This is a genomic window from Pseudomonas sp. NFPP28, assembly GCF_900115535.1.
Classification (GTDB): Bacteria; Pseudomonadota; Gammaproteobacteria; order Pseudomonadales; family Pseudomonadaceae; genus Aquipseudomonas; species Aquipseudomonas extremorientalis.
The window spans coordinates 420401-439839 of the sequence record NZ_FOWT01000002.1 but is presented as its reverse complement, the minus strand read 5'-3'; the positions used below and the strand labels follow the sequence as shown (position 1 = coordinate 439839).

The following is a 19439-nucleotide window of genomic DNA, read 5'->3' as shown; positions in this document are numbered from 1 at the left end:
CCATGGACAAGCACACCCAAATGCAAGCCGTCGTTTGCCACGGCCCCAAAGACTATCGCCTGGAGCGCATCGGCAAACCCCAGGCGCGCGCCAATGAACTGGTGATCCGCATCGCCGCCTGTGGCATTTGCGCCAGTGACTGCAAGTGCCACTCTGGCGCGGCGATGTTCTGGGGTGGCGACAACCCGTGGGTCAAGGCGCCGGTGGTGCCGGGGCACGAGTTTTTCGGCTATGTGGTGGAGGCGGGCGAGGGCGCCGAAGAGCACTTTGAAGTCGCGGTAGGCGACAAGGTGATCGCCGAGCAGATCGTGCCCTGCGGCAAGTGCCGCTTCTGCAAATCCGGCAAGTACTGGATGTGCGAAGTGCACAACATCTTCGGCTTCCAGCGCGAAGTCGCCGAAGGCGGCATGGCCCAGTACATGCGCATTCCCAAGACCGCCATCGTGCACAAAATTCCCGAGTCGGTGTCGCTGGAAGACTCGGCACTGGTGGAACCGATGGCGTGTTCGATCCACACCGTCAACCGTGGCGATATCCAGCTCGACGACGTGGTGGTGATCGCCGGCGCCGGCACCCTCGGCCTGTGCATGGTCCAAGTCGCCGCGCTGAAAACCCCGAAGAAACTGGTGGTGATCGACATGGTCGATGAGCGCCTGGAGCTGGCGAAGACATTCGGCGCCGATGTGGTGATCAACCCGTCGCGCGACAACGCCCGCGAGATCATCAACGGCCTCACCGACAACTACGGTTGCGACGTCTACATCGAAACCACCGGCGTACCGGCCGGTGTCACCCAGGGCCTGGACCTGATCCGCAAGCTCGGGCGTTTTGTCGAGTTCAGCGTGTTCGGCGCCGAGACCAGCGTCGACTGGTCGATCATCGGCGACCGCAAGGAACTGGACGTCCGCGGCGCGCACCTCGGCCCCTATTGCTACCCGATCGCCATCGACCTGTTCGAGCGCGGCCTGGTCACCTCCAAAGGCATCGTCACCCATGACTTCCCGCTGGACGACTGGGCCGAAGCCTTCGAGCTGGCCAACTCGACCAAGTCGATCAAGGTGCTGTTGAAGCCGGTGGTTTGAGCATGAATTACGTGATGGGGGTCGACATCGGAACCCAGAGCACCAAGGCGCTGCTGGTGGATGGTCACGGCACGATCATCGCCCAGCACAGCCAGGGGTATCGCGTGGATACCCCGAAAGTGCGCTGGGCCGAACAATGGCCGCAGGTCTGGCTGGACGCGGTCGAGATCTGTGTGGCGCAGTGCATGGCCAAGGCCGGCGTGGCGAAAGACCAGGTCAAGGCGCTGTGCATCAGCAGCCTGTACGGCGGCTCGGGGATTGCGGTGGATGCGCAGCTCACACCGCTGCACCCGTGCCTGATCTGGATGGACCGCCGCGCCGGCGAGCAGGTGGCCTGGGTGCGTGAGCATGTGGACCTGGAGCGCCTGTTCGAGGTGAGCGGCAACTCGGTGGACAGCTACTACGGTTTCACCAAGATGCTCTGGCTCAAGCAGCACCAGCCCGAGGTGTGGGCGAAAACCCGCTACCTGCTGCCACCGAACAGCTACATCAACTGGTGCTTCACCGGTGAGTTGGCGGTGGACCACAGCAGTGCCGGCAACATCGGTGGCGTCTACGACGTGAAGACGCGTGGCTGGTCTGACGAAATGCTCGATGCATTGGGCATACCGCCGGCGATGATGCCGGAGCGCCTGGTGTATTCCGGGGAGGTCGTCGGTGGGTTGCTGGAGGGGTGGGCTGCGCGTCTGGGCCTGCAGGCGGGGACACCGATCCTGGCCGGTGGCGTCGATGCGGCCATGGCAACCTTGGCGGCGGGAGTGACTCAACCAGGCAATCATGTGGCAATGATCGGCACCAGCATGTGCTGGGGGTACCTCAACCAGCAGGTGGATGCACACCATGGCCTGGTGAGCATGCCCCACGTCTACAACGGCCACCGCGACCTGTATATCTTTGGCGGTGCGATCACCGCCGGGGCTTCGGTGAGCTGGTTTCGCGAGCAGTTCTGCCAGGCCGAAGAGCAGCAGGCCAAGGCCAGCGGCCAGGACAGCCTGGCGTTGCTGGAACAGCGTGCGACGCATATCCCGGCGGGCAGCGAAGGGTTGTTGTTCCTGCCCTACCTGATGGGTGAGCGCAGCCCGGTGTGGGACGACCGCGCCAGTGGCAGTTTTGTCGGCTTGAACCTGTATCACAGCAGAATCCACCTGTACCGCGCAGTGCTGGAAGGGGTGAGTCTTGCCCTGCGGCACAACATCGAAGCGGGCACGCGCGGCGCGCATTCCCTGGACCCGCGCTTGATCGTGGTGGGCGGGGCGAGCCATTCGGACCTGTGGATGCAGATCATCGCGGACGTTACGCGGTATCCGGTGTACACCATCGTGCAGGAGGTTGAGGCGGCGTTGGGCGCGGCGTTGCTGGCGGCACATACGGTGGGGTTGGTGAGCGATGGGGAGATGGACAAGGGCTGGGTACAGCTGGAGTTGCGAGCCGAGCCCAAGGCGGAAAATGTCGAGGCGTACGACCGTGCGTTCGGCGAATACCTGAAGCTGTATCCGGCCCTGAAACCGATCATGCACAGCCTGCAGGAGAATTGAATGAACGCAGCCTTCGACTTCACCCACCACCGCATCCTCGTCACCGGCGCCAGCAGTGGCATCGGCCGTGAAATCGCCTTGCAACTGATTGCCAGCGGCGCCGATGTGTTTGCCCTTGGCCGCGACGCCCAAGCCTTGGCCGAACTCGGCTGCCATAGCCTCTGCCTGGACATCGCCGACAGCGCCGCCCTCGACAATGCCCTGCAAGACCTGCCGCCGCTGCACGGCCTGGTCAACTGCGCGGGTATCTCGCGCCTGGAGCCCGCCGCCGCCATCAGCGCCGAGGCGTTCGACCAGGTGATGCAGGTCAACGCCCGCGCCGCCGCGCAGGTCGCCAGCCGCGTGGCGGCAAAAATGATCGAAGCGCAGATCGCCGGCAGCATCGTCAACGTCTCCAGCCAGGCGTCATTGGTGGCGCTGGACGATCACCTCGGCTACTGCGCCTCCAAGGCGGCGCTGGATGCGATCACCCGTGTGCAATGCGCCGAGTGGGGCCGCTTCGGCATTCGCGTCAACAGCGTCAACCCCACGGTCACACTCACGCCGATGGCAGCCATGGCGTGGTCCGCGCCGGCCAAGCGCGATCCGGCGCTGGCGGCAATTCCCTTGGGGCGGTTTGCTGAAACTGCGGAAGTGGCCCTGCCGGTGCTGTTCCTGCTGAGCCGCGCGGCCAGCATGATCAGCGGCGTCAGCCTGCCCATCGACGGCGGCTATACCAGCCGCTAGCCGTTTTCCAACTGGCCGGCGATGACCACCTTGTCCCGGGGCTTGCCCGGGTCTTCGAGACGGTCAAGCAGCAGGCGTACCGCGCTGCTGCCGGCCAGCGACGCATCATGGGCCACGCAGGCGATGGGCACGCCGAAGATATCGGCGAAGGGCAGGCGGTCGATGCCGCAGATGGTCAGGCTGTCGTGGGGGATATTGTGCATGCGCAGCGCACGCAGGGCGCCGAGGGTGATCAACTGGTTGAACCCCATGATTGCGTCCGGCGCCGAGTGTTCGGCCAGGTAGTCGAGGGTGTGCAGGTAGGACGGCATCAGCGTGTAGTCGCCGGCCTGCACTTCGACCTGCACCTGCGGGTGTTCGGCCAGCACTTCACGCAGGCCTTTGAGGCGCTCCACAGTGATGCGTGAATGTTCGGGGCCGGTCAGCACCAGCAGGCGCCTGAGGTCGGGCGTCTGGCGCAGCAGGTAGTGCGCGGCCTGGATGCCGCTGTGGTAGTTGTCGAGCACCACGCGGCTGAACGGGCTGTCGTGGATCGTGCGGTCGAGCAGCACCACCGGGGTCTTGCCGTTGGCCAGGCGTTCCAGGTAGTCGGGCTGGTAGCCCGGCTCATCCGAGACCGGCGACAGGATGATCCCCGCCACGCGGTAGCCCAACAGGGTGTCCACGGCCTTGCTTTCCAGTTCTTCCAGCTCATCGGTGTCCACCAGCATGATGGTGTAGCCGTGCTGCTTGGCCTCGCGGGAAATTGCCTTGATCATTTCGCTGTAGAACGGGTTGTCCACCGAGGCGGTGATCACGCCGATGATCAGGCTTTCGCTGCGCTTGAGGCCGCGGGCGAAGGCGTTGGGCACATAGTCCAGCTCCCGCGCCACTTCGAGGATGCGCGCCAGGGTGGCCGGCTTGACCAGGTCAGGTTTGCTCAGCGCCCGGGACACCGTGATGGTGGTCATGCCGACCTGTTTGGCGATGTCGCTGATGGTGACGGACTTTTTCTTGTTCATCGGTAAGGCTGCAAAAGGAAACACCCGCAGGCTAGCATGCGCGGCGGATATTGTTGCTTCAAATCAGCGGGTCCCAGCGCTGCGACCAGTCGCTTTCGGCCTTGACCACCTCGCGCAGCAACGCCAGTGCCTGTTGCAACACCGCCGAATCCCGCGCCCGTGAATACACCAGGTACGTGGGGAAGCTGAACTCCGGCGCCTTGGGCACGCGTTGCATCACGCCGCTGTCCAGGTAGCTCTGCACCACGCGGGTGCGAAAATAACCGGCGCCGCCATTTTCCAGGATGTACTGCAACGCCAGCGGCCCCAGGTTGAAACTCAGTGCGGCGCGGGCCTTGTCGGGCAGGGCGGCGTCGTGTTGTTGACGAAAGCCGGGTCCCCAATCGATGTACACATAGGGCGCCGGGTTGCTCACCAGCTGTACCAGGATCAGTTTTTCCTCCAGCACCTGCTCCACCTGCAAGCCCGGCCAGTATTGCGGCTGGAACACCAGCGCGGCGTCCAGCACACCCAGCTCCAGTTGGCGCAGCAGGTATTCGCCTTCGCGGATTTCGGTGCGCAGGGCATGGCCGGGGATGTTCTGGCGCAGGGCCTGGGCCCAGCCGAGCATCAACGGGTTGCACAGGCTGACCTCGCCGCCGATGTGCAGCACGTTGCGATAGCCATCGGGCAACGGCAGGTCGCGTTTGGCCGCTTCCCAGGTTTGCAGCAACTGGTTGGCGTACACCACGAAGGCCTCGCCGTCGGCGGTCAGCCTGGCGCCGGCGCGGTTGCGGATGAACAGCGTGCTGCCCAATTGGCTTTCCAGGCTCTTGACCCGTGCGGTGATGGCGGTCTGGGTGACGTGCAGTTTCTCGGCCGCTGCGGCGAGGCTGCCGCAGCGGGTGATTTCGAGGAAGGTGCGTGCCAGTTCGATGTCCATGAAGCCCCCGGGGATGAATGGGGGACAGTGTAATGGAATGCGCTCGAAACGGTGGGAGAAGGCTTGCTTCCAAGATCTTCAGGTAGAACTGGCGAAAAGTACCCACAGTTGCAGTGTTCGTCCTTAGCCAGATAAGGCCAGGACCATCGGCGTGAAGCCCCTCCCACATTGGGTCCTACGGTGTTCTGATGATTGGCGCTTGCAGGTGCTTGGTCGGAAATGCCTTTGCATACGCCTGGCACACCCTCAACACCTGCTCATCGGCAAACCGCGCGCCCACCACATGCAAGCCCACCGGCAAGCCATTCGCCGCCAGCCCGCACGGCACCGATGCCGCCGGTTGCTGGGTCAGGTTGAAGGGGTAGGTGAAGGGCGTCCACTGCGTCCATGCCTGCAAGCCGGAGCCGGGCGGTACGTCGTGCCCGGCTTCGAATGCGGTGATCGGCATCATCGGCGACACCAGCACATCGTAATGCTCATGGAACGCGGCCATGCGCGCCACCAATGCGGCGCGGGCTTCAAGGGCGGCGCTGAAGTCGTCCAGGCTCAACTGTTCGCCGCGTTGTGCAATCCTTGACAGTCCGGGGTCCAGCAGTTGTTTTTGTGTCTCGCTCATGGCGCCGGTCAGGCGTGCCGCGCCGGCTGCCCACAAGGTGCTGAAGACGTCCAGCGGGTCGCTGAAACCGGGGTCGATCTGCTCGACATGGGCGCCCAGTTGTTCCAGGCCTCGCACCGCCTCCGCGACCACCTTGGCCACTTGTGGGTCGACCTTCACGTAACCGAAGTTCGGACTGTAGGCCACACGCAACCCTTTCAAATCCGTACCCGGCGTCAGCCATGGTGTGGTGCGTGGAGCACCGATCAAGCCATCGCGCGTATCCGGCTGGGCGATGGTTTGCAGCATCAGCACACTGTCTTCCACCGTGCGGGTCATCGGCCCCAGGTGCGACAGAATGGTCATGGAGCTGGCCGGCCACTGCGGCACATAACCGAAGGTCGGCTTGATCCCGAAGGTGCCGGTAAACGCGCAGGGAATGCGGATCGAGCCGCCGGCGTCGCTGCCCTGGTGCAACACGCCGAGGTTCAACGCCGCCGCTGCGCCCGCGCCGCCGGACGAGCCGCCCGCCGTGGTGCGGGTGTCCCAGGGGTTGCGGGTGATGCCGTACAGCGGGTTGTCGGTGACGCCTTTCCAGCCGAATTCCGGGGTGGTGGTCTTGCCCAGCAGCACCGCGCCGGCCTTGCGCATGAAGGCCGTGAAAGGCGCGTCGACGTCCCACGGCCCTTCGGCGGATGACGTGCGCGAGCCCTTGCGGGTCGGCATGCCGATGGTCAGTGTCAGGTCCTTGATCGACGCCGGCACGCCGTCCAACGGGCCGCAGGGTTGGCCCTTGAGCCAGCGTTGTTCCGAGGCGCGTGCGGCGTTCAGAGCACCTTCCGGGTCGACGTGGCAATAGGCGTTCACCACCGGGTTGTAGCGCTCGATGCGCAACAAAGCGTCCTCGGTGACTTCCACCGGCGACAAGGTCTGGTCGCGAAAATGCTGCAGCAGTTGCACCGCTGTCAGTTGGCCGATCTCGCTCATGCCACGTCCCCCTGTGCCGCATTGACCATGGCGCGCAGCAATACCGCGCAGCCGGCTGCCAGGTCATCCGGCGCGGCGTTTTCGATTTCGTTATGACTGATGCCGCCTTCGCACGGCACAAAGATCATGCCGGCCGGGCCGAGTTCGGCGACAAAAATCGCGTCGTGCCCGGCCCCGCTGACGATGTCCATATGGCTCAGGCCCAAGGCTTCGGCGCCGTCACGCACCGCATTGACGCAGGCCGGGGCGAAGTCCAGCGGTGGAAAGTCGGCGGTGGGCGTCAGCTCAAAGGTCAGGTCGTGTCGCTGGGCAGTGGCTTCGATCACGTCGCGCACTTCATCGACCATGGCTTGCAGCTTGTCCGCGTGCAGGTGGCGCAGGTCGATGGTCATGTGCACCTGGCCGGGAATCACGTTGCGCGAGCCAGGGTGCAGGCTCAGGCAACCCACCGTGCCGCAGGCGTGGGGCTGCTGTTGATGGGCGATGCGGTTGACTGCGCTGACCACCTCGGCGGCGCCGACCAGGGCGTCCTTGCGCAGGTGCATCGGCGTCGGGCCGGCGTGGGCCTCTACGCCGGTAAGGGTCAGATCGAACCACTTCTGCCCCAGGCACCCCATGACCACGCCAATGGTAGTGGCCTGGTCTTCCAGTACCGGGCCTTGTTCGATATGTGCTTCGAAGTAGGCACCGACCGGGTGGCCGAGCACGGCGCGGGAACCGGCGTAACCGATGCGCTGCAATTCGGCGCCCACCGACAGGCCCCGGTCATCGACTTTGTCGAGGGTGTCCTGCAAGTCGAACTTACCGGCAAATACCCCGGAGCCCATCATGCACGGCGGAAAACGCGAGCCTTCTTCGTTGGTCCACACCACCACTTCAATCGGCGCTTGGGTTTCGATGTCCAGGTCATTCAGGGTGCGGATCACTTCCAGCCCGGCCATCACCCCGTAGCAGCCGTCGAACTTGCCGCCAGTGGGTTGGGTGTCGATATGGCTGCCGGTCATCACCGGGGGCAGGGCGGGGTTGCGCCCGGCGCGGCGGGCAAAGATATTGCCGATGGCGTCGACACTGACGCTGCACCCGGCGGCCTCGCACCACTGCACGAACAGGTCGCGGGCCTGGCGGTCGAGGTCGGTGAGGGCCAGGCGGCACACGCCGCCCTTGGCGGTGGCGCCGAGTCGGGCCAGGTCCATCAGCGATTGCCACAGGCGGTCGCGGTTGATCAATAGGGCGTTGCTCTGGAGCGGTTGCGCAAAACTGTTCATCTGCAATCTCCGGTCAGGCACTCAGGGCCAAATAACGGTTTTTGATCGTAGGGTCGGCGCGGAAGGCTTCGGCGCTGCCTTCGTAGACGACGCGGCCCTGTTCAAGCACGTAATGGCGGTCGGCGAGCTTGTCGCAGACCATCAGGTTCTGTTCCACCAGCAGCACCGGCAGGCCGTCGTCCTTGACCTTGCGCAGGATTTTCACCAGTTCGTCGACGATCACCGGGGCCAGGCCTTCGGTGGGTTCATCGAGGATCAGCAGCTTGGGGTCGTTGAGCAGGGCGCGGGCGATGGCGAGCATCTGCTGCTCGCCGCCGGACAGCGCATGGCCGGCGTTTTTGCGGCGCTCCTTGAGGCGCGGGAACATGGCGTACACGTCTTCGAGTTGCCAGCGGCTGGTCTTGCGTGCGGCGATGCGCAGGTTTTCCTCGACGGTGAGCAAGCGGAAAATCCCACGGTTCTCCGGGACCAATGCCAAACCCTGACGGGCGATTTCGAAGATCTTCTGCCCGACCAGCGCCTGGCCGTTGAAGTGGATCTGGCCCTGGCGCGGGCAGATGATGCCGAGGATGCTGCGCAGGGTGGTGGTCTTCCCGGCGCCATTACGGCCGAGCAGCGTTACCAGTTCGCCGGGGTTGACGGTCAGCGACACGCCTTCCAGCACGTGGCTCTTGTCGTAGTAGGAATGGATATTCTCGACGATCAGCATCAGGCAGCCTCCCCAAGGTATGCAGTGCGCACACGTTCATCGGCGCGCACGAATTCCGGCGTGCCCTCCACCAGGATCTGGCCGTGGCTCATCACCGTGATGCGTTGGCTGATGGACATGACAATGCTCATGTTGTGTTCGATCAGCAGTACTGTGTGATCGCGGCCGAGGTCGCTGATCAACTGGGTCATGATCGGGATATCGTCGATGCCCATGCCCGAGGTGGGCTCATCCAGCATCAACAGTTTCGGCTTGGAGCAGATCGACATGCCCACCTCCAGTACCCGTTGCTGGCCGTGGGACAACTCGCCGGCGAGGGTGTCGGCGCGGGCGGTGAGTTGCAGGCGTTCGAGCACCTGGTCGGCCATCTCCAGGTGTTCGCGCTGGCTGTCCACGCGACGCCAGAAGTTGAGGGCACGTGCGCCGTCACGGCCCTGGGCGGCCAGGCGCAGGTTCTCGCGCACGCTGAGGTTCTGAAACAGGCTGGTCAGCTGGAACGAACGCGCCATGCCCAGGCCCACACGGCCGTGGGCGGGCTTGCGCATCAGGTTTTTACCGTCGAAATGAATTGCTCCAGCGGTGGCCTGGCGCTCGCCGGTGAGGCAGTGGAACAGGCTGGTCTTGCCGGCGCCGTTGGGGCCGATGATGGTGTGGATGGTGCCGGCCTCGACCTTGAGGTTCACGCCATTCACTGCGTGGAACGCGCCGTAGGCCAGTTCCAGGTCCTGGGTTTCCAGCAGGATGCTCATAGCCCTTCCTCCTTGGCGATAACCACGTTCTTGCGGCTGCCGCGTACCTTCTCGAACAGCGACGCCAGGCCGCCCCACAAACCACCGCGCATGAAGATCACCACCAGGATCAGGATCACCCCCAGCAGCATCAGCCAGCGCGGCCACAGGTCGGAGAGGAAATCCCCGAGCAGCACGATGGAACCGGCGCCCAGCAACGAGCCAAACAGCGAACCGGTGCCGCCGACGATGGTCATGATCAGGATGTTCTCGGACATCGCCAGGTCGATGTTCGACAGCGGCACAAAGTGCAGCAGCATGGCGTACAGCGCCCCGGCAATCCCGGTGACGGCGCCGGACAGCACGAACACCAGGATCTTGAAGTGCCGCGTGTCGTAGCCGATGGCCGAGGCGCGGGTTTCGTTTTCACGGATCGCCATCAGCGTGCTGCCGAACGGCGAGGCGATCACCCGGCGCGCACCGATGAAGATCAGCAGGAACAGCACCGCGACAAAACCGTAGAACGCGCGGGCGTCGGCCAGGGACAGCAGCACGGTGTCGCCGAGGCGGATTTCCGGGCGCGGCACGCTGAGCAGGCCGTTGTCGCCGCCGGTCCAGTCGCTGAGGGTGTAGGCGACAAAATACGCCATCTGGCTGAACGCCAGGGTCAGCATCACGAAATAGATACCGGTACGCCGGATCGCCAGGGCACCCACCAGCAAGGCCAGGAACCCACCCGCAATGGCGGCGCCGAGCAACGCGGTGAACAGGCCCAGTTGCAGGTGGATCATCAGCAGCGCCGCACAGTACGCGCCGGCCCCGAAGAAGATGCCTTGGCCGAACGACAGCAGCCCGGTGTAGCCCAGCAACAGGTTGCAGGCCAGGGCGGCCATGGCAAAGATCAGGATCTCGGTGGCCAGGGTCGCCGACGGCAAGATCAGCGGCAGGCCGATCAATACCGCCAACACCCACAGCAGCATTGCGCGCGATTGCGTCTTGGCAAACGGCAGGGGATTTTTCTCGCTCATGTCAGGCTCTCCCGAACAGGCCGTAGGGACGGACCAGAATCACCACGGCCATCGCGCCGTAGATCATCAGGCTCGCACCCTGGGGCCAGAGTGTGGTCATCAGGCTTTGCACCACGCCCACCAGCAAACCGCCAACCAGCGCACCGCTGAACGAGCCCATGCCGCCGATCACCACCACCACGAAGGCCACGCCGAGAATCTCCGGGCCGACAAAGGGCTGCGCGCCGCGCAACGGTGCGAACAGCACACCGGCGACGCCGGCCAGGGCCACGCCGAGGGCGAAGGTCATGGAGAACAGGCGGAAAATATTGGTGCCCAGCAGCGACACGGTTTCGGTGCTTTCACTGCCGGCGCGCACCAGGGCACCGAAGCGCGTGCGTTCCAGCAGCAACCACAGGCCCAGGCCGACCAGCCCGGAAAACACAATGAGGAACAGGCGGTAGTAGGGGTACACGAAGTCACCCACCACCAGCACGCCGCGCAGCAGTTCCGGTACCGCGACGCTCTTGCCCACCGGGCCCCAGATCATCACGCTGGCCTCCTGGATGATCAGTGCAATCCCCAGGGTCACCAGGATCTGGAACATGTGCGGCAAGTGGTAGATCCGCTGGATCAACAGGCGCTCGATCACCCAGGCCAGTGCAGCCACCACCAGTGGCGCGATCAGCAGCGCCAGCCAGAAGTTGCCGGTGAGGCTCACGGCGGTGTAGCAGATGTAGGCACCCAGCAGAAAGAACGCGCCGTGGGCGAAGTTGACGAAGTTGAGCAGGCCGAAAATGATCGTCAGCCCGACCGCAATGAGGAAGTAGATCATCCCCAGCCCAAGGCCGTTGAGGATCTGGAACAGGTAAAGATTAAGCATGCAGGAACCCTCGGCAGGACGCCGCTTGCGCGGCCCTGCGCTACAAAATTCAGGGGATCAGCCGAGCGTGCAGCCCGTGGCGTCCACCGGCGGGAACGATTGGCCGGCGCTGAGCACCTTGGCCAGGTCGTCCTTGTCGGCCATCTCGCTGCTGGCCTTGCCGATCAGCAGGTAGTAGTCCTTGATCACCTGGTGGTCGCCGGCGCGGATCGATTCCTTGCCGGTGGGCCCTTCGAAACTCAGGCCCTGCATGGCCTTGGCCACGGTCGGCCCGTCGAAGCTGCCGGTGGCGATGATGGTTTCGAGCATGACCCTGGTGCTGATGTAGTCGGCGGCCAGCGGGTAGGTGGGGTTGATGCCGTACTTGGCCTGGGTCAGCTTGACCAGTTCACGGTTGAGCGGGGTGTCGACCTGGTGCCAGTACTGTGCGCCAAGGTACACGCCCTCGAGTACATCGCTGCCCAGTTCCTGGAATTGGTCGAGTCCGGCGGACCACACCAGCAGCACTTTCATGCGCTCCTTGATGCCGAAGTTGACCGCCTGGCGCAGGGTGTTGGACGACTGGCTGCCGAAGTTGAGCAGCACCAGCACGTCGGGTCTGGTCGAGATGGCGTTGGTCAGGTAGCCGGAAAATTCCTGTTCCTGCAGCGAGTGGTAGCTGTTGCCGACGTGTTCCAGGCCGTGTTCCTTGAGCACGTTTTTGGCGCCTTCGAGCAGGGCTTCGCCGAACACGTATTGCGGGGTGATGGTGTACCAGCGCTTGGCGTCGGGCAGCAGTTTGATCAGCGGCACCATGGTTTCGCGGATTGCGCCGTAGGTGGGCACGGACCAGCGGAACGTCGCCTTGTTGCAGTCCTTGCCGGTGACTTCATCGGCGCCCACCGGGGTCATGAACACGCCGCCGACCTTGTCGACTTCCTTGGCCACCGCCAGTGCCGACGAGGACAAGGTGCACCCCTGGAAGAACCGCGCGCCGTCCTGCTGGATGGCTTCCTGGACCTTGCGCACCGCCTTGCCGGCGTTGCCTTCGGTGTCGATGACCTTGTAGTTCAACGGGCGACCCAGCACCTGCGGGTACTGCTCCACCGCCAGGCGCGAACCCATGTCGGCAAACTTGCCATAGCTGGCAAACGCGCCAGACATGGACTTGAGGCCGTAAAAGGTAAAGGGCTCGGCGGCGAATGCCGAGCGCACGCTCAGCGGGAGGCTGAGGGCGGCTGCGGCGGTGAGACTGGCTTTCAACAACGTACGACGCTGCATGGGGTGACTCCCTGGTTTAGTTATTGGCAGGAGTGGCAATGGCGATACGGTGGAGCAAGGGCCTGTGGGCAGGCCTGTTATTGGATGAAACGATGTGTGGTTGAAATGCAGCCCACATGTGGGAGGTGGCTTGCCTCCGATAGCGGTGTGTCAGTCGACATTAATGTTGAATGTGCTGGCGTCATCGGGGGCAAGCCCCCTCCCACATGGGGTCTGTGGTGTTCTTTAAGAGTGATCGAACTCCAGTAGAAAATGCGGGCTGACCTGGCCTTCCAGCGCGGTCATGTGGTGTTCGGCATCGCACATGTGTTCATGCATCAAGCTGCGTACCGCGCTTTCATCCCCGGCACGAAAGGCGATCAGCAACTGCTTGTGATAATCCAGGTTGGCCGCGTCGAACTGCTTGCGCTTGGGCTTGTAGGCTTTTTTCAGCACCACCAGGTCGCGCAGCAGGTCGTTGAGAAACTGCGCCATGAAACTCAGCAGCGGGTTGGGGCAGGCCTTGGCCAGCAGGTTGTGGAACTCCAGCTCCGCCAGGCGTTGTTCGCGCTGGCCGACCTCGCTGTCTTCCGGGGCGCTGCAGAAGTCCACGTTGTCTTGCAGGGCCTGGTAGTCGTCTTCGCTGAGGCGCCCGAGCACCGACACCGCCAGTTCCACTTCGATGACTTTGCGCAGTTGGTACACCTGTTCGCCGTCCAGGTGCTGGAAGTGCAGGTAGTTGCGCAATGCGCGGCTGGCCGGTTCGGTGCCGGCCTGGTTCAGGTAGGCGCCACCGCTGGGGCCGGTGCGGGTGCTCACCAGGCCTTCCACTTCCAGGGCCTTGAGTGCTTCGCGGGCAGAGCCCTTGGAGCACTGGAAGCTTTCCATCAACTCACGTTCGGTGGGCAGGCGGTCGCCGGGTTTCAAGGCGTCGGTGACGATTGAGCGCTTGACCGACTCGACAATCACATCGGACAGCTTCTGGCGTTTGCGTCGTAGCGGGCGGCTTAGCATGGGTTCGATTTATCGTATTAATGCGGATAAATAGCACTTAATAACGATCGACCCCCAACGTCAACGCCGGGTGTCGTTTTTGAGGACAACAGGTCGCAAACAGGGGGTTACTGTCCTTCGGCGGAATCCAGGCAGCGCGTGGAGCGTGGAGGTTGCTTGCCGTAGATCAGGAAGTCGCCCACCCAGCGGTTGATGCAACTGCTGGAGTCTTGTGTGGACGAGTCTTTCAGGCGCAGTTGTTCAACGAAGGGCGCCGCCATTTCGCTCGCGTGCGCGTTGACCAGTACCATGCGCGTGACCCGCTCGGGGAACAGCGTGGCGTAGCGGTTGCCCAGGCGTGCGCTGTCGGCATTGCCCAGGTAACGCAATTGAGCTTCCCCGAGTTGGGTACGTACGAACTCCAGGTCCTGGGCTGCCTGCTCGATGCCATTGTCGGTACTGAGGTCGCGGGTGCTGAGCTCGATGACGTCATAACGGTCGACCAGCCGGCGATAGGCCGGGTGGGAGTGGGAGCCCCACAGGCTGGCCAGGTGGATGACGAAGGTGCCGACCTGAGTCTTTTTGGCCGCGTCGCCGGCCTGGGCAATGATCACCCCTTCACGGTTCAACGGGTCGCGGGCCCCGACGCGGGTTACGTACAAGCGCAACCTGCCCTGGCGGGGCGCGGCATGATTGCGCGGTACGCTCACGGTGCCGCATTGGGTCCGTTCCAGTACCGCAGGGTCCAGGCGTTCAACGGAGGGCAGGGGACAGTCCAGCAACCAGTCGATGGCAGTGGGGGGGATCAACGGCTGGGCTGTAGCAAGGTTTGCCATCAGCCAGAGGCAGGCGCCCGTCAGGTGTTTTGCAGAAGTCATCGAGAGGTCCCGGGCAACCGTGTGATAGCGGCTTTTTTACCAAGGACCTTGGGTCGAAGAATGTAGGCTGAAAGAACGTCTGTTGTATGAAATTGGAGTTTTGTTTATCGGATCTCTGTCTGCCAGCCACCACCCAGTGCTTTGTACAGGGCGATACTGGCCTGTAGGCGTGACAAGCGCAGTTGCACGTTCTGGTCCTGGGCCGCGTACAGGGTGCGCTGGGTTTCCAGCACGGTGAGCAGGTCTTCGGCGCCGGCCTGGTAGCGGCTTTCGGCAATCTGGAACGCCGTCTGCGCCTGTTGCAGTTCTTCACGCTGCCATTCGCGTTGCTGGTCGAGGCGGGTGATGCTGCTGAGGGCTTTTTCCACATCGGCAAAACCGTTGATGATCGCGCCGCGATAGGTTTGCAGCAGTTCATCCTGGCGGGCGCGGGCCTTGTCGCGTTCAGCGCTTAAACGGCCGTTGTTGAAGATCGGGCCGACCAGGCCGGCGGTCAGCGTGTAGTAGGGGCTGCGCAGGATATCCAGGGCCTTGTAGGCATCCGAGCCCAGGGTTGCGCCCAGGGTGATGGCAGGCAGCATGGCGGCGCGGGCCACGGTGACGTCGGCCTGTGCCGCCGCCAGTTGTGCTTCGGCCTTGGCGAGGTCGGGGCGGCGGCTGAGCAGTTGGCTGGGCATGCCCGCACCGATGGTTGGCCAGGTCAGCGCCTGGAAGCTCTCGGAGCCCAGGTCCAGGCCTTGTACCGGCTGGCCGAGCAGGGCGGCCAGGGTGATCCGCGATTCTTCGCTCAGTTGCTGGATCAGCGGCAATTGGCGTTGCTGGCTGGCCACCAGGCTTTTTTGCTGGGCCAGTTCCAACGCGGTGGCGGAGCCGGCGTCATAGCGGGTCTGCACCAGCGCGAGCACATTGCGCGCATTGGCCAGGTTCAGCTCGGCAATCTGCTCGCGCTGCCGGGCGGCCAGGGTTTGCGCGTAGCGGTCGGCGACGCTGCTGAGCAGGGTCAGTTCCACCGTGGCCTGGTCGAACGCGCTGGCGCGCAGACTCTGTAAGGCGCTGTCGCGGGCGGCGGCGCGGCCACCCCAGAAGTCCACCTCGTAACTGGCGGTGAGGTTGGCGCTGTAGTTATCGACGGTATCATCGCTGCGTGTTGCGTCCAGGTCCGGGCCACCCGGGCCGCGCAGCAATTTCTGGCGGCTGGTGGCGAGGTTGAATTTCACCTCCGGCAGCAGCGGCGCGCCGGCGATCACTGCGCTGGCCTGGGCCTGGCGCACGCGGGCCGTGGCGGCGGCCACGTCGAAGCTGTCCCGGCGGGCCTGGTCGACCAGGTGATTGAGCTGCGGGCTGCCGAACTGGGTCCACCATTGCTGCTGGGTGGCCTGGGCGGCGCTGCGCTCGGTATATTGCCAGGCAGCCGGCGGTGCAATGCCGCTGTCGATGGCAGGCGGGTTGCCGGTGCAGGCGCTGAGCAATACGCAGAGGCCGGGCAGGTAAAGGGATCGTTTATTCACTGGTCAACGCCTTGACCGGATCGAGCCGGGCAGCTTTACGGGCCGGCATAAAGCCGAATACGACGCCGGTGACAAGGGCGCAACCGAATGCACCGAACACCGCCACCAGGGAAAACTGCACCGCCACCTTGGCCAGCACCAGCACGCCGCCCACCAACAGCGCGAGGGCGATGCCGCACAGGCCGCCGACCACCGAAAGCATCACCGCTTCGGTGAGGAACTGACGCAGGATGTCGCGCTGGCGTGCGCCGGTGGCCATGCGGATACCGATTTCACGGGTACGCTCGCGTACAGTCATCAACATGATGTTCATCACCCCGATGCCGCCCACCAACAGGGAAATCGCGGCAATCGAACCGAGCATCAGCGACAGTGTGTTCTGCGTGCGCGCCTCCGCCTGGATCATCGCGGCGTTGTTGGTCAGCTCATAGTCGCGCTTGCCGTTGTGCAGTTTTTGCATCAACTGGTCGATGGCCACCTCGGCCTCGCGGACCTTGCGCGCGTCCGCCGCGGCGATCACCACATACTCGGGGTTGTAGCTGCCGAACAGGCGCACGCTGGCGGCGGTGTAAGGGATGGCAACGCGATCGTCGCTGTCCTTGTTGCCGGAGCTGGCGCCTTTTTCCGCCAGCACGCCGATCACCTGGAATGGCACGTTTTCAATCAGGATGTACTGGCCGATGGGGTCGACCTCGCCCTTGAACAGCTTCTCGCGCACACGATGACCAATTACCGCCACGGTGGCAGCGGCACGCTCGTCGGCGGCAGTGAAGTAATTGCCCTCGACCACCGGCCAATTGAAAATCTCCGGGAAGTTGGTGTCGTTGCCGCCCACGTAAGCCATGTAGTCGACATTGCCGAAACGCACCCCGGCTTCGTTGCCGTTGACCGGCATGATGCGCTGCACCTGCGGCAGGGCCGCCAGCGCATGCACGTCATCGAGCGTCACGATCCCCAGCGGCGTGCGCGGATTCGGCGATGAACCGCTGAGGTAGATGATGTTGGAGCCGAACGCCCCCATCTGCGCCATGACCTGGCGCTTGCTGCCTTCGCCCACCGCCAGCATCACCACCACCGACGCCACGCCGATGATGATGCCCAGCAGGGTCAGCGCGGTGCGGAAGCGGTTGATCCACATCACACGCCAGGCAGCTTGCACCGCGTCCACCAGTTCGGCTTTCCAGGCGCCGTTGTGCTCGGCGCCGTCGGCCAGGCGCTGGCGCAGGTCCACGGCTTGCAGGGCCCCGGTGGTGGCTACGGGCTTGGTGTCGCTGTCGTTGGCCGAGTCACTGATGATCAAGCCATCGCGAATTTCGATGATGCGGTTGGCCCGCGCAGCCACTTCGCGGTCGTGGGTAATCAGGATCACTACGTGGCCCTGGCTGGCCAGTTCGTCCAGCAGGGTCATGACCTCGGCGCCGCTGTGGCTGTCGAGGGCGCCGGTGGGTTCGTCGGCGAGGATGATATGGCCGCCGTTCATCAACGCACGGGCGATGGACACTCGCTGCTGCTGGCCGCCGGACAGCTGGTGCGGACGGTTGCCGGTGCGCTCGGCCAGGCCCAGGCGGGTGAGCAGGGCGTGGGCGCGGGCATGGCGTTCGGCGGCGCTGATACCGGCGTAGATCGCCGGCATCTCGACGTTTTCCTGGGCCGTGCCCGAGGGGATCAGGTGGTAGCCCTGGAACACAAAACCAAAGGCTTCGCGGCGCAGCCAGGCCAGTTCGTCGCTGTCCAGGTGCGCGACGTTTTCCCCGGCGAACAGGTAGTCGCCGGTGCTGGGGCGGTCAAGGCAACCGAGGATGTTCATCAACGTGGACTTGCCGGAGCCGGAGGCACCGACGATGGCGACGAATTCCCCGGCATGGATCGCCAGGTCGATGCCGCGCAACACGTCGACCTGCGGGCTGTCGCCGCCGCCGTAGGACTTGCGGATGTCCTTGAGTTCGATCAGGGCCGTGTTCACCTCAACCCCCGTTGCCATCGGCCGGGCCGACCAGCAGTTGATCACCTTCGTTCAGGCCGTCGAGTACCTGCACGCGCAAGCGGTCGCTGATGCCGACCTGCACCTGGCGCTGCTCGATACGGCCATTCTTGCCCACCACCCGGGCGATCTGCTGGTTGGCGTTGGCCGTGCCCTGTAGCGCAGCGATCGGCGCCGTCAGCGTATTCTGGGCCTGGCTGGCGACGAAAAATACCTGGGCGGTCATTTCCGCCATCAACGCGTTGTCGCTGTTGTCCACATCCAGCAACACGGTGTACAGCACCACGCGGCCGCTGCCGCTTTTATTCGAACTGTTGGGGCTGCCGCTGCCCTGGGTTTCGTTCAACGGCTTGGGCGGGATCGGCAGGATCTGCCGCACGGTGCTGGTCCAGCGCCGGTTGCCGCCGCTCAGGGTGGTGAAATAGGCGGTCATGCCCGGTTTGACGTGGCCGATATCAGCTTCCGAGACTTCCGCCCAGACGGTCATCGGCGACAGCTTGGCGATCCGCAGGATCAACGGTGTCTGCTGCTGCGCGTTGAGGGTCTGGCCGACCCGTGCGTCCACCGCGACCACGGTGCCGGTCATCGGCGCATAAATCCGCGTGTAGCCCAACTCGGCTTCATCACTGCGCAGGCTGGCCTGGGCTTGCAGGATCTGCGCCTGGAACATATCGACCCGGGCCTGGGTGGCGCTCAATTCCGCCTTGGCGGTTTGTACGTCTTCCTCGCGGGTGGCGTTGCCGGCGACCAGGCGCTGCTGGCGCTGGTATTTCTGGCGCGCCAGTTCGTGCTGGGCCTTTTGCTCCTGCAACTGGGCCTTGAGGTTTTCGATGGCGTAGCGGCTGGCGTCGAGCTTGGCCTTCTGCGTGGACGGGTCGATCTCCACCAGCAGTTGGCCTTCCTGCACCTGGTCGCCGGCCTCGACGTGGATCTTGCGGATCTGCCCCGATGCCTGGGCGCCCACGTCCACATAACGACGCGGTTGCAGGGTGCCCAGGGCGGTCACGCTGTTTTCGATATTGCCGCGGGTGACGCTGACGGTGGTGAGGGTGTCACGCCCCGGCGGCAGCACCTGCCAGGCCGCGACGGCGATAATGGGGATCAGGCACGCGATAACGAGCAAGGCGCGTCGGGCGGGTCGAGGGCGTTTCATGCGTGGGTTTCCAGCCAGGAAAGTTCGGACCGCAGTTGCGGGGAGCTGACAAGTAAACGAGAGAATTGCGCGGGGATTTAGGCGGTTACATAAGCAGTTACAGCTCCCTTGAAGAAAAAAATCGTCCGTTGATGCGAGTCTGCTTTAAAAGTAGATGAGAATTACTATAAATTGCACACACTCAAACTGCCATCACCTGAACGCTGTCTTTTTTGCACCCGGGGACCTAATGCCGCCACCCCGCGGC

17 protein-coding genes are annotated in these 19439 nt (G+C 64.0%); 3 read left to right on the top strand and 14 right to left on the bottom strand.

The genetic code is table 11. The features are described from left to right. Positions 1-2 precede the first annotated feature (2 nt). Genes BM110_RS07465 through BM110_RS07455 form a run of 3 tightly spaced genes read left to right on the top strand, consistent with a single transcriptional unit; the run spans position 3 to position 3343 of the window. Positions 3-1082, top strand: a complete 1080-nt coding sequence (locus BM110_RS07465; RefSeq protein ID WP_078049332.1) for an alcohol dehydrogenase catalytic domain-containing protein — start codon at positions 3-5, stop codon at positions 1080-1082. Between the two features lie 2 nt (positions 1083-1084). Next, complete coding sequence (locus tag BM110_RS07460) at positions 1085-2617, top strand: FGGY-family carbohydrate kinase (protein WP_093512970.1); 1533 nt, start codon at positions 1085-1087, stop codon at positions 2615-2617. Continuing rightward, positions 2618-3343 carry an SDR family oxidoreductase gene (locus BM110_RS07455; protein WP_071492114.1) on the top strand — a complete coding sequence of 242 codons (726 nt, stop codon included), beginning with the start codon at positions 2618-2620 and terminating at the stop codon, positions 3341-3343. Here the strand turns inward: BM110_RS07455 and BM110_RS07450 are convergent. The 14 genes from BM110_RS07450 to BM110_RS07385 form a co-directional block, all read right to left on the bottom strand. Then, a complete protein-coding gene (locus BM110_RS07450; RefSeq protein WP_092244607.1) occupies positions 3340-4344 on the bottom strand; it encodes a LacI family DNA-binding transcriptional regulator in 1005 nt (334 codons plus the stop codon). The genes BM110_RS07455 and BM110_RS07450 overlap by 4 nt on opposite strands. A 58-nt stretch (positions 4345-4402) precedes the next feature. Beyond that, positions 4403-5266 (bottom strand): LysR family transcriptional regulator, encoded by an 864-nt coding sequence (locus BM110_RS07445; protein WP_071492112.1) that lies wholly within the window; start codon positions 5264-5266, stop codon positions 4403-4405. Between the two features lie 175 nt (positions 5267-5441). Continuing rightward, entirely contained in the window at positions 5442-6848 is a 1407-nt protein-coding gene (locus BM110_RS07440; RefSeq protein ID WP_092244613.1) for an amidase, read from the bottom strand. Continuing rightward, the gene (locus BM110_RS07435) at positions 6845-8113 is read right to left on the bottom strand and encodes a Zn-dependent hydrolase (protein WP_093512967.1); all 1269 of its coding nucleotides are present in this window, start codon (positions 8111-8113) and stop codon (positions 6845-6847) included. The genes BM110_RS07440 and BM110_RS07435 overlap by 4 nt, the downstream gene beginning before the upstream one ends. Before the next feature lie 13 nt (positions 8114-8126). Then, the gene (locus BM110_RS07430) at positions 8127-8822 is read right to left on the bottom strand and encodes an ABC transporter ATP-binding protein (protein WP_028617000.1); all 696 of its coding nucleotides are present in this window, start codon (positions 8820-8822) and stop codon (positions 8127-8129) included. Further along, complete coding sequence (locus BM110_RS07425) at positions 8822-9571, bottom strand: ABC transporter ATP-binding protein (protein ID WP_071492108.1); 750 nt, start codon at positions 9569-9571, stop codon at positions 8822-8824. Before BM110_RS07425 ends, BM110_RS07430 begins: the two co-directional genes overlap by 1 nt. After that, positions 9568-10578 (bottom strand): branched-chain amino acid ABC transporter permease, encoded by a 1011-nt coding sequence (locus BM110_RS07420; protein WP_093124359.1) that lies wholly within the window; start codon positions 10576-10578, stop codon positions 9568-9570. Before BM110_RS07420 ends, BM110_RS07425 begins: the two co-directional genes overlap by 4 nt. A gap of 1 nt (position 10579) precedes the next feature. Then, positions 10580-11440, bottom strand: a complete 861-nt coding sequence (locus BM110_RS07415) for a branched-chain amino acid ABC transporter permease (RefSeq protein WP_015884776.1) — start codon at positions 11438-11440, stop codon at positions 10580-10582. Positions 11441-11497: 57 nt separating this feature from the next. After that, complete coding sequence (locus BM110_RS07410) at positions 11498-12700, bottom strand: ABC transporter substrate-binding protein (protein ID WP_092244625.1); 1203 nt, start codon at positions 12698-12700, stop codon at positions 11498-11500. 225 nt (positions 12701-12925) lie between these two features. Then, entirely contained in the window at positions 12926-13693 is a 768-nt protein-coding gene (locus BM110_RS07405; RefSeq protein WP_093512964.1) for a FadR/GntR family transcriptional regulator, read from the bottom strand. A gap of 107 nt (positions 13694-13800) precedes the next feature. After that, positions 13801-14550 (bottom strand): alpha/beta fold hydrolase, encoded by a 750-nt coding sequence (locus BM110_RS07400; protein WP_093512962.1) that lies wholly within the window; start codon positions 14548-14550, stop codon positions 13801-13803. Positions 14551-14654: 104 nt separating this feature from the next. Beyond that, positions 14655-16058: an efflux transporter outer membrane subunit gene (locus BM110_RS07395; RefSeq protein WP_093124348.1), complete on the bottom strand. Its 1404-nt coding sequence runs from the start codon at positions 16056-16058 to the stop codon at positions 14655-14657. Beyond that, positions 16051-18039: a MacB family efflux pump subunit gene (locus BM110_RS07390; protein ID WP_139212900.1), complete on the bottom strand. Its 1989-nt coding sequence runs from the start codon at positions 18037-18039 to the stop codon at positions 16051-16053. Before BM110_RS07390 ends, BM110_RS07395 begins: the two co-directional genes overlap by 8 nt. Then, positions 18023-19192: an efflux RND transporter periplasmic adaptor subunit gene (locus tag BM110_RS07385; RefSeq protein WP_093512960.1), complete on the bottom strand. Its 1170-nt coding sequence runs from the start codon at positions 19190-19192 to the stop codon at positions 18023-18025. The genes BM110_RS07390 and BM110_RS07385 overlap by 17 nt, the downstream gene beginning before the upstream one ends. Between the last annotated feature and the right edge of the window lie 247 nt (positions 19193-19439).

What these genes read in the sequence shown, in the direction of transcription:
- BM110_RS07465 (WP_078049332.1), top strand. Translation starts at nt 3, where the DNA reads ATGGACAAGCACACCCAAATGCAAGCCGTCGTTTGCCACGGCCCCAAA.
- BM110_RS07460 (WP_093512970.1), top strand. Translation starts at nt 1,085, where the DNA reads ATGAATTACGTGATGGGGGTCGACATCGGAACCCAGAGCACCAAGGCG.
- BM110_RS07455 (WP_071492114.1), top strand. Translation starts at nt 2,618, where the DNA reads ATGAACGCAGCCTTCGACTTCACCCACCACCGCATCCTCGTCACCGGC.
- BM110_RS07450 (WP_092244607.1), bottom strand. Translation starts at nt 4,344, where the DNA reads ATGAACAAGAAAAAGTCCGTCACCATCAGCGACATCGCCAAACAGGTC.
- BM110_RS07445 (WP_071492112.1), bottom strand. Translation starts at nt 5,266, where the DNA reads ATGGACATCGAACTGGCACGCACCTTCCTCGAAATCACCCGCTGCGGC.
- BM110_RS07440 (WP_092244613.1), bottom strand. Translation starts at nt 6,848, where the DNA reads ATGAGCGAGATCGGCCAACTGACAGCGGTGCAACTGCTGCAGCATTTT.
- BM110_RS07435 (WP_093512967.1), bottom strand. Translation starts at nt 8,113, where the DNA reads ATGAACAGTTTTGCGCAACCGCTCCAGAGCAACGCCCTATTGATCAAC.
- BM110_RS07430 (WP_028617000.1), bottom strand. Translation starts at nt 8,822, where the DNA reads ATGCTGATCGTCGAGAATATCCATTCCTACTACGACAAGAGCCACGTG.
- BM110_RS07425 (WP_071492108.1), bottom strand. Translation starts at nt 9,571, where the DNA reads ATGAGCATCCTGCTGGAAACCCAGGACCTGGAACTGGCCTACGGCGCG.
- BM110_RS07420 (WP_093124359.1), bottom strand. Translation starts at nt 10,578, where the DNA reads ATGAGCGAGAAAAATCCCCTGCCGTTTGCCAAGACGCAATCGCGCGCA.
- BM110_RS07415 (WP_015884776.1), bottom strand. Translation starts at nt 11,440, where the DNA reads ATGCTTAATCTTTACCTGTTCCAGATCCTCAACGGCCTTGGGCTGGGG.
- BM110_RS07410 (WP_092244625.1), bottom strand. Translation starts at nt 12,700, where the DNA reads ATGCAGCGTCGTACGTTGTTGAAAGCCAGTCTCACCGCCGCAGCCGCC.
- BM110_RS07405 (WP_093512964.1), bottom strand. Translation starts at nt 13,693, where the DNA reads ATGCTAAGCCGCCCGCTACGACGCAAACGCCAGAAGCTGTCCGATGTG.
- BM110_RS07400 (WP_093512962.1), bottom strand. Translation starts at nt 14,550, where the DNA reads ATGACTTCTGCAAAACACCTGACGGGCGCCTGCCTCTGGCTGATGGCA.
- BM110_RS07390 (WP_139212900.1), bottom strand. Translation starts at nt 18,039, where the DNA reads ATGGCAACGGGGGTTGAGGTGAACACGGCCCTGATCGAACTCAAGGAC.
- BM110_RS07385 (WP_093512960.1), bottom strand. Translation starts at nt 19,192, where the DNA reads ATGAAACGCCCTCGACCCGCCCGACGCGCCTTGCTCGTTATCGCGTGC.